At 62.1% G+C, this 7,728-nt stretch carries 7 protein-coding genes; 5 read left to right on the top strand and 2 right to left on the bottom strand.

The genetic code is table 11. The features are described 5' to 3' along the window. From AC1VS5_RS09210 to AC1VS5_RS09200, 3 genes are all read left to right on the top strand, one after another. A partial coding sequence (locus tag AC1VS5_RS09210; protein ID WP_481218434.1) for a L,D-transpeptidase family protein occupies positions 1–1,496 on the top strand: 1,496 nt, incomplete at its 5' end. A gap of 27 nt (positions 1,497–1,523) precedes the next feature. Next, positions 1,524–2,270: a response regulator transcription factor gene (locus tag AC1VS5_RS09205; RefSeq protein ID WP_481218433.1), complete on the top strand. Its 747-nt coding sequence runs from the start codon at positions 1,524–1,526 to the stop codon at positions 2,268–2,270. 9 nt (positions 2,271–2,279) lie between these two features. Then, positions 2,280–3,335 (top strand): sensor histidine kinase, encoded by a 1,056-nt coding sequence (locus tag AC1VS5_RS09200; RefSeq protein ID WP_481218432.1) that lies wholly within the window; start codon positions 2,280–2,282, stop codon positions 3,333–3,335. 221 nt (positions 3,336–3,556) lie between these two features. On the opposite strand, the gene AC1VS5_RS09195 is transcribed toward AC1VS5_RS09200, so the two are convergent. Further along, complete coding sequence (locus AC1VS5_RS09195) at positions 3,557–4,180, bottom strand: TetR/AcrR family transcriptional regulator (RefSeq protein ID WP_481218431.1); 624 nt, start codon at positions 4,178–4,180, stop codon at positions 3,557–3,559. Positions 4,181–4,439: 259 nt separating this feature from the next. Here AC1VS5_RS09195 and AC1VS5_RS09190 point away from each other — a divergent pair, with 259 nt between their 5' ends. After that, a complete protein-coding gene (locus tag AC1VS5_RS09190) occupies positions 4,440–5,885 on the top strand; it encodes a radical SAM/SPASM domain-containing protein (RefSeq protein ID WP_481218430.1) in 1,446 nt (481 codons plus the stop codon). A gap of 78 nt (positions 5,886–5,963) precedes the next feature. Here AC1VS5_RS09190 and AC1VS5_RS09185 read toward each other — a convergent pair whose 3' ends face one another. Further along, a complete protein-coding gene (locus tag AC1VS5_RS09185) occupies positions 5,964–6,740 on the bottom strand; it encodes a transposase (RefSeq protein WP_481218429.1) in 777 nt (258 codons plus the stop codon). Between the two features lie 266 nt (positions 6,741–7,006). Between AC1VS5_RS09185 and AC1VS5_RS09180 the strand changes: the two genes are divergently transcribed. Further along, positions 7,007–7,728 (top strand): ABC transporter ATP-binding protein (locus AC1VS5_RS09180; RefSeq protein ID WP_481218428.1); only part of this gene is annotated, 722 nt, incomplete at its 3' end.

Genomic DNA, 7,728 nt, shown 5'->3' with positions numbered 1-7,728 from the left:
AGCGCACGCCGCGAAACCGGCGCCGCGTTCCCCTCATCGTGCTGGGAGTCATCGTCGCGTTGCTCGTCATCACCTATGCCGGCGGCGCCATCATCTTCTCGAACGTCTTCTACCCCGGCACTACGATCGCCGGCGCCGACGTCTCGCTCATCGGCCCCGGCAGCGCCGCCACCCGCATCCGCTCATCCATGAACCGCTACTCCCTCACGGTCGAGGGCTCGGGCTTCAGCTGGACCTATGAGCCCGAAAGCGCGGACGCGCTCTTCGACGCCGATGCCGCCGCGCAGGAAGTCCTCGACCAAAACGATGCCCTCCGCTGGCCCGTACACCTCTTCGCCGCGCTGACGGGTGCCACCGAGGCGCAGGCGGAAAACGAGACGGTCGACCTCACGGCCGAAGCCGATTTCTCGCTCTTCTCCGATTCTTTCGACGTCGCCTCCTTCGAGGAGGGCCTGGGGGCTGCCGTCGATTCCTTTAACGAGGGGCGCTCGGGCACCTTCGACGCTGCAAGCGCATACGATGCCGAAGCCGGGGCTTTCACCGTCGATAAGGCGCGATCGAACGAAAAGCTCAACCGCGATAACATCATCGCCTATGCCAAGCTCGCCCTCGCGGACCTTGATGAGAGCGCCTCGCTCGATAAGCTCGGCGACGATGCGTTCCTCCCCTTGGTGGAGGGCATGGGCGACAGCGACATCCAGGCTGCATGCGATGCCGCCAACGAGCTCTTGGGAGTGAGCATCTCGATCAAGATGAACGGCAACGAGGTCGCAACGATCGGCTCCGCCGAGGTGGCGCAGTGGATCACATTCGACGAGAACCTCACGCCCACCATCAACCAGGAGGCCGTCTCGAGCTGGGCGAGCTCCCTTGCCGATGGCCTCGATACCGTGGGAACGAAGCGCACCTACACACGGGAAGACGGCAAACAGATCACCGTCTCGGGCGGAACCTATGGCTGGTCGATCGACAACGACACCCTTGTGCAATCGGTCGTCGAGGCCGTGAACGCCAAGCAGTCCACCGAGATCGAGGTGCCCACGTCGCAGACCGGCGATGTATACAACGGGCAGGGCCAGCGCGACTGGGGCGCATACATCGATATCGACATCTCCGAGCAGCACGCGCGCTACTACGACGCCAGCGGCAACCTGCTGTGGGAGTCTGGCGTGATCACCGGCAATCCCAACAAGAATTGCGATACCCCCACGGGCATCTACATGCTCAACCGCAAGGCCCGCGGCATCACGCTCCGCGGCCCCAAGGACCCGGAGACGGGCGAGTACAAGTGGGAAAGCGACGTCGACTACTGGATGGCCTTCGTGGGAAACTCCATCGGCCTCCACGATGCCACCTGGCAGGCGTCCTCATCGTTCAGCAACCCGAACGCCTATAAGAGCGTAGGCAGCCATGGCTGCGTGAACCTTCCGTACGACAAAGCGGCGGCGCTCTACGACATGATCTCGCCCGGCCTCTGCGTCATCGTGCACAACTAACCCGGAACGATTGATGGGAGCAGCCGAATGGCAACGCGCATACTGCTGGTCGAAGACGACCCCATCATCGTCGAGGCGCTCACCGAGCTTCTCGTGGGCGAGGGATATGCGGTCGACCACGCCGCGCGGCAAGACGAGGCAATCGAGCTTGCCCTGGGCAGCGCGAACGCCCCTGAGGGGCATGCCTCCCCTGCAAGCCGTGCCGTCGTCGCGATCGGTGCGGCTGCTTCCCCCTATTCGCTCGTGCTTCTCGACGTGACCTTGGCCCAAGGCAACGGATTCGCCGTCTGCACGGCGCTCAAGCAGGCACTGCCGCAGCTCCCGGTCATCTTCCTCACCGCTTCGAGCGACGAGTTCACCACCGTTGCCGGCATCCAGATGGGCGCAGACGACTACATCTCCAAGCCCTTCCGCCCGCGCGAGCTCCTCGCGCGCGTCGCAGCGACCATCCACCGCTCACAGCCTGCAAAGCGCGTCATTGCCTTCGGACCCCTCGCCATCGACACCGACCGCGCGCACGTCGAGCGAAACGGGTGCGAGGTGGTCCTCTCTGCATTGGAATACCGTCTGCTCCTCCTTTTCGCCACGCACCAGGGCTCGGTGATTACGCGCGATCAGATCCGCGATGCCCTTTGGGACGATGCGGGAACCTACATCGAGGAGAACACGCTCTCGGTCTACATCAAGCGCCTGCGCGACAAGATCGAAGACGACCCCGCTCACCCTCGCCTCATCGCCACCGTGCGTGGGCTCGGCTACAAGGCCTTGGGGTAGGAGGAACCGATGCTCCGCAACCGCGAAGTTGCCCGCATCCTCATCGTTTCGCTCGCGCTCGTTGCCGTTTGCGCCCTCGCTGCAGCCACATGCTGCGGACCCGAGGCCCTTCCCTGGGTCCTTATCGCTGGTGCGGCCGCAACGGTGCCGTGGCTTGCGCTTACCCGCCAGCGCTATCGCGCGCTCTCGCGCCTGAGCCAGAATATCGACGCTGTGCTGCATGGGGATCGCGCGCTTGACCTCGGCTCTATGAACGAGGGTGAGCTTGCCATCCTCCAAAGCGAGCTCGGCAAGATGGTCTCGCGCCTCAACCTGACCGCTGAGGAGCTCGCGCGCGAGAAGCAGATGCTCGCCGATGCCCTGGCCGACATCTCCCACCAGATCAAGACGCCCTTAACGTCGCTTTCCATCACCACCGAGCTCGTCCGCAAAAGCCTCGCCGCACGTGGGAACTGCACCGACGAGGTGGAAAGGCTTCGCCGCATCGAGGAGCTCCAGCTGCGTGTGGAGAACCTTGTCTCCGCACTCCTGCGACTCGCCCGGCTCGACGCCGGCGCGCTCTCCCTCGCCCACGACCCCGTCGACGTTGCCGGCATGGTTCACGATGCGGCCCAGCCCCTCGCCATCGCCTTCGACATTGCCGACATCTCCCTTGTCATCGATGTTGACGAGAGATGCAGCTTCATCGGTGACCGCGCATGGACGGCCGAAGCGCTCGAGAACATCCTCAAGAACTGCATGGAGCATACGCCTGCCGGGGGAACGGTGACGGTCGAGGCACATGAGGACGCGCTCGCCTGCCGCATCCGCGTGACGGACACCGGACCAGGCATCGCCGACGCGGACCTTCCCCACGTGTTCGAGCGCTTCTACCGGGGAGGACGCGGCACAGATGAGGAACAGGGCTCGAAGGTGAACCCATCGGGCGTTGGTATCGGGCTGTCGCTCGCCCAAGGGCTCATCACGGCCCAAGACGGCACTATCGCCGCTTCGAACGCACGCGACGCATCGGGCGCCATCATCGGCGCACGCTTCGACATCGCCTTCTTCAAAGCCATCGTGTAAGAGAGACAGTTGTGCCAGGTTAAACTGTCTCTGAGACAGTTGTGCCGGGTCAAACTGTCTCACGCCGCACCGTCTCGCGCGGCCTAACCCGCCACGCCGCTGCGTTTTCGGGCAGATAAATTCTGCGATTATCTGCCCGTAAAGCCCGAAGCGTCATCCATCAGGGGCAAAGACCCCGTACTTTCGCCTCGCAAGAACACGCGAACCGCCGCAAACCTTCCCTAGGAAGCGATGTCCAAGCTCTCGATGCCGTGGATGACGAGCTGGTTGATGACGTCGGTAATCTCCTCAAGCGATGCCTCCTGGCTCGAAAGCAGCCAGGAACGGTACACGGAGAGCATGCCGCCGAATAGAAACGACACGCACCACGATACGTACTGTCCGGGGAGATGCTTCGATAGGATTCCACGCTCGATGATCCCTCGCTCAAAAGGCTGCCCTAGGCGCTCGATGAGCCTGTCGGTGGGGATGCCCTCAAAAAAGCGCCGGTTGAGCACGATGTCGCGGCACATGACCTCGTTCACGCTCTTAAGAAATGCATGAAGGTCCTGCTCGGTATCGGCCGAACCGCGCTCGTCGCGCGCACGCTCGACATCGTCCAGCACCCGTTCGACCTCTTCGGAGACGACATAGTCTATAAGACCGTCAATCGAGCCGAAGTGCTGGTAGAACGTCTTCCGGTCAATATCCGCCTCGCGCGCGATGGCGCTCACGGTAATGTCTTCGAGGGATTCTTTCAGCAAAAGGCGCTCGAAAGCGTCGATGATGAGACGCCGGCTTCGAACGACCCTTCGATCTAGCCTCTTCGCACCCTGCACGGCGTCGCCCATAACCTCATCCCCCATCTTCGCGCGCGGCTCGTACTGTGGATTATCCCACGCCGCCAACGCCTTTGTTGAATAGACACATATCAATTCTACAGTTGTTGATTTTTCTATACTTGGGTATAACTGGGGCCAGAGGGGCAGGGCGCGCCCGGCCACTACCGAACCGTTACCCCGAGCGAACCCGTTGCATGCGAGCACGCGCCCCCACGCACTCCCAACCATCGCATGCAGCCCCTCTCCTGCATCCATCTCGCGGCCTCTCGCAGAAAGGACGACCATGGCACTCACCCAGAAGGCAGAGCGCGCCGCGCTCAACAAGCTTATCGATTATCTTGACGAGAATCCGGAGGAGCACATACCTCAAATAATGGAGCTCATCGACAAGCTCGTGCCCGCGTCTGTGTTTCCCGCTCAGCGCACGGCCATCTCGAGCGCCATTCGCGATCGCAGCAACTGGTACGAACTCATCATGCGCATCTTCCATCTCAATCCGAGCATGCGCTCTCGCCTTCTCAAAACGCTAATCGTCGATGCCAACTTGCTCGCTTGGCCCGTTCAGCAGAAATCACGCGAGCGCGAGCAGTGCAACATTCCGTGGGCGATCCTGCTCGACCCTACGAGCGCCTGCAACCTGCACTGCACGGGCTGTTGGGCTGCTGAGTACGGGCATGCGCTCAACCTGAGCTATGACGACATCTGCTCGATCATCGACCAGGGACGTGAGCTTGGCACCCATATCTACATCTACACCGGCGGCGAGCCGATGGTGCGCAAACGCGACCTGATTCGCATTTGCGAGAAGTACCCGGACTGCGCGTTCCTCTGCTTTACCAACGCCACGCTCATCGATGAGGAATTCTGCGAGGACATGATCCGCGTGGCGAACTTCATACCCGCCATCAGCGCCGAGGGCACCGAAGCGACCACCGATGCACGGCGCGGGAAGGGCACCTACGCCAAGATCATGCGCGCCATGGAGCTCCTGCGCGGTCACGGGCTGCCGTTCGGCATCTCGGCATGCTGGACGAGCGCCAACGCCGACGCCATCGCGAGCGAGCGCTATTTCGACTGGATGATCGATCAAGGAGCGCTCTTCTGCTGGTTCTTCCACTACATGCCCGTGGGCAAGGGGTCACCCGCCGAGCTCATGCCCACGGTGGAGCAGCGCGAGCGCATGTACCGCTTTGTGCGCGAGATGCGAAACGAGAAGCCGCTCTTTACGCTCGACTTCCAAAACGATGGCGAGTACGTGGGCGGGTGCATCGCCGGCGGTCGTCGCTACCTGCACATCAATGCAGCGGGTGACGTGGAGCCGTGCGTCTTCATCCACTACGCCAACGCAAACATTCACGACGTGAGCCTTCTCGAGGCGCTTAAGAGTCCGCTCTTCATGAAGTACTACGAGGGGCAGCCTTTCAACCAGAACCATCTGCGCCCGTGCCCCATGCTCGAGAACCCCGAGCGTCTGGGCCAGATGGTGCAGGAATCCGGTGCCCACGGCACCGACCTCGTGGAACCGGAAAGCCCCTCGGAGCTGCGCGCCAAGACCGAGCAGCGCGCCCGCGAGTGGGAGCCCGTGGCCAATCGCCTGTGGGGCGACGAAGGCGATGAGATGTTTGCAAAGCGCCACGATCCCTACCAAGGCATGGATGACATCGAGCGCGAGAAGTTCCAGCGCCTGGGACGCGACGTCGAAGCCGAGCGCGCCGCCACCTTCTCCTGAGACAGTTGTGCCGGGTTAAACTGTCTCAGGCTAAACCGCCTCACGCCGCATGAGACAGTTGTGCCGGGTCAAACTGTCTCATGCCGTCACGCGGGCGACGGTGCTTCTCCCGATTCCCGTCAGCTGCTCGATCTGTCTGATGGAGATGCCCGCATTCCGCAAGGCACGCAGCACCTCGTCTCGCTTCGCTCGATCAAGGCTCTGTACCTCCCCGAGCGAAGCGAGACGATAGGTTTGCATGATGGGCTTTGCGCGCTCTTTCGCCCTATCGAGGGGAGCAAGTCCGGGAACGCGCGCCTCATAGGTAGAGAACCCTCCGTCCCCCTGCAGGCCCCTCGAGAACCGCACGAAGCCGGCAGGACCGCCCAACATGTTCAGGACAAGATCGGAATCTACGACCTCGAACTCTGATGCCCCTGGATGAGCGTATTCGTCGTAGCTGCTCCATCGGTATTGATCCATCGGTCCCGCGCCCGCTTTCGCGGGATTGGCGTGAACATATGCCACCGCCCTCAGGAGGTAGGCATCGTCCTCGATGGGTGCCGCCGAAAACCGGTCCTGAAACACGTGCCCCACGTGGTTCGAGCGCTTATTAAAGTATCGAGCATAGGGCGAGAGCAGCGCATGCATCGCGTCGCTGAGCCTACACGCCTCATCATGCACGATGAGATGCACGTGATTATCCATAAAGCACCAAGCGATGATATGGATATCGCCGGCGCGCATCGCATGCCTCATAAGATTGAGGAACCGATATCGGTCCTCATCGTCCTCGAATATCACCTGCTTGCCGTTCCCCCGAACGACTACATGGTAGTATCCCGACGCCGCAACAGCCCGAGGTCCCCGCGTCATATCTATCCCCCTCCCCATGATTTCCCTGTGAGCACGTTATTCCCCGTCGAGCCACGGCTAGTCTTGAGATCGAAACACCCGCGCCATGAGACAGTTGTGCCGGGTTAAACTGTCTCAGTCTGTATCCAGCTGCCTCAGAGACAGATTGACCCGGCACAACTGTCTCCCTTTAAGGTGACAGATGTGTCACGCGGTGGTCACATAGGCGCAAGCAGCAAAGTCCAGTATCGTAGGTGACGTATCCCTTCGACCCAAAGGGGCCACCTATGAACATCCTTTCTGTCGAGCACCTCACCAAGGTCTACGGCACCGGCGCCACCGCCGTGCGAGCCCTCGACGACGTCTCGTTCACCGTCGAGGCAGGCGAGTTCATCGCCATCATCGGCAGCTCGGGCTCGGGCAAATCGACCCTCCTGCATCTCATGGGCGGGGTGGATCGCCCCACTTCGGGTACCGTGCGCCTGCAGGGGCAGGATATCTTCGCCCGCAGCGACGAGGAGCTCGCCGTCTTCCGCCGCCGCGAAGTTGGCCTCGTTTACCAGTTCTACAATCTCATCCCCATCTTGGATGTCGTTGAGAACATGACGCTGCCCGTGCGCATGGACGGACGCGATGTCAACGAGAAGCGCCTCAAGATGCTCCTTCGTTCGCTCGGCCTCACCGGCCGAGAACACTATCTGCCCAACCAGCTCTCAGGCGGCCAGCAGCAGCGTGTGGCAATCGGCCGCGCGCTCATGAACGCCCCGGCCGTCGTGCTCGCCGACGAGCCCACGGGCAACCTCGACTCCAAGAACTCGGCAGAGATCATGCAGCTCCTGCGCGATTCCAATCGCCAGCTCAAGCAAACGCTCATCGTAATCACCCACGACGAGGACATCGCCCTCATGGCCGACCGCGTGCTCGCTATCGAAGATGGGCGCCTCGTGCGCGACGAGCGCCGCCGCGAGGTTCGAACGGTTTCGGTGCGGAGCGAGTCGGGACGTGGCGG

The organism is Enorma sp. (assembly GCF_982429025.1).
This window is presented reverse-complemented; position numbering and strand designations above follow the sequence as displayed.

Coding starts and splice junctions, on each gene's coding strand:
- AC1VS5_RS09205 (WP_481218433.1), top strand. CDS start 1,524: ATGGCAACGCGCATACTGCTGGTCGAAGACGACCCCATCATCGTCGAG.
- AC1VS5_RS09200 (WP_481218432.1), top strand. CDS start 2,280: ATGCTCCGCAACCGCGAAGTTGCCCGCATCCTCATCGTTTCGCTCGCG.
- AC1VS5_RS09195 (WP_481218431.1), bottom strand. CDS start 4,180: ATGGGGGATGAGGTTATGGGCGACGCCGTGCAGGGTGCGAAGAGGCTA.
- AC1VS5_RS09190 (WP_481218430.1), top strand. CDS start 4,440: ATGGCACTCACCCAGAAGGCAGAGCGCGCCGCGCTCAACAAGCTTATC.
- AC1VS5_RS09185 (WP_481218429.1), bottom strand. CDS start 6,740: ATGACGCGGGGACCTCGGGCTGTTGCGGCGTCGGGATACTACCATGTA.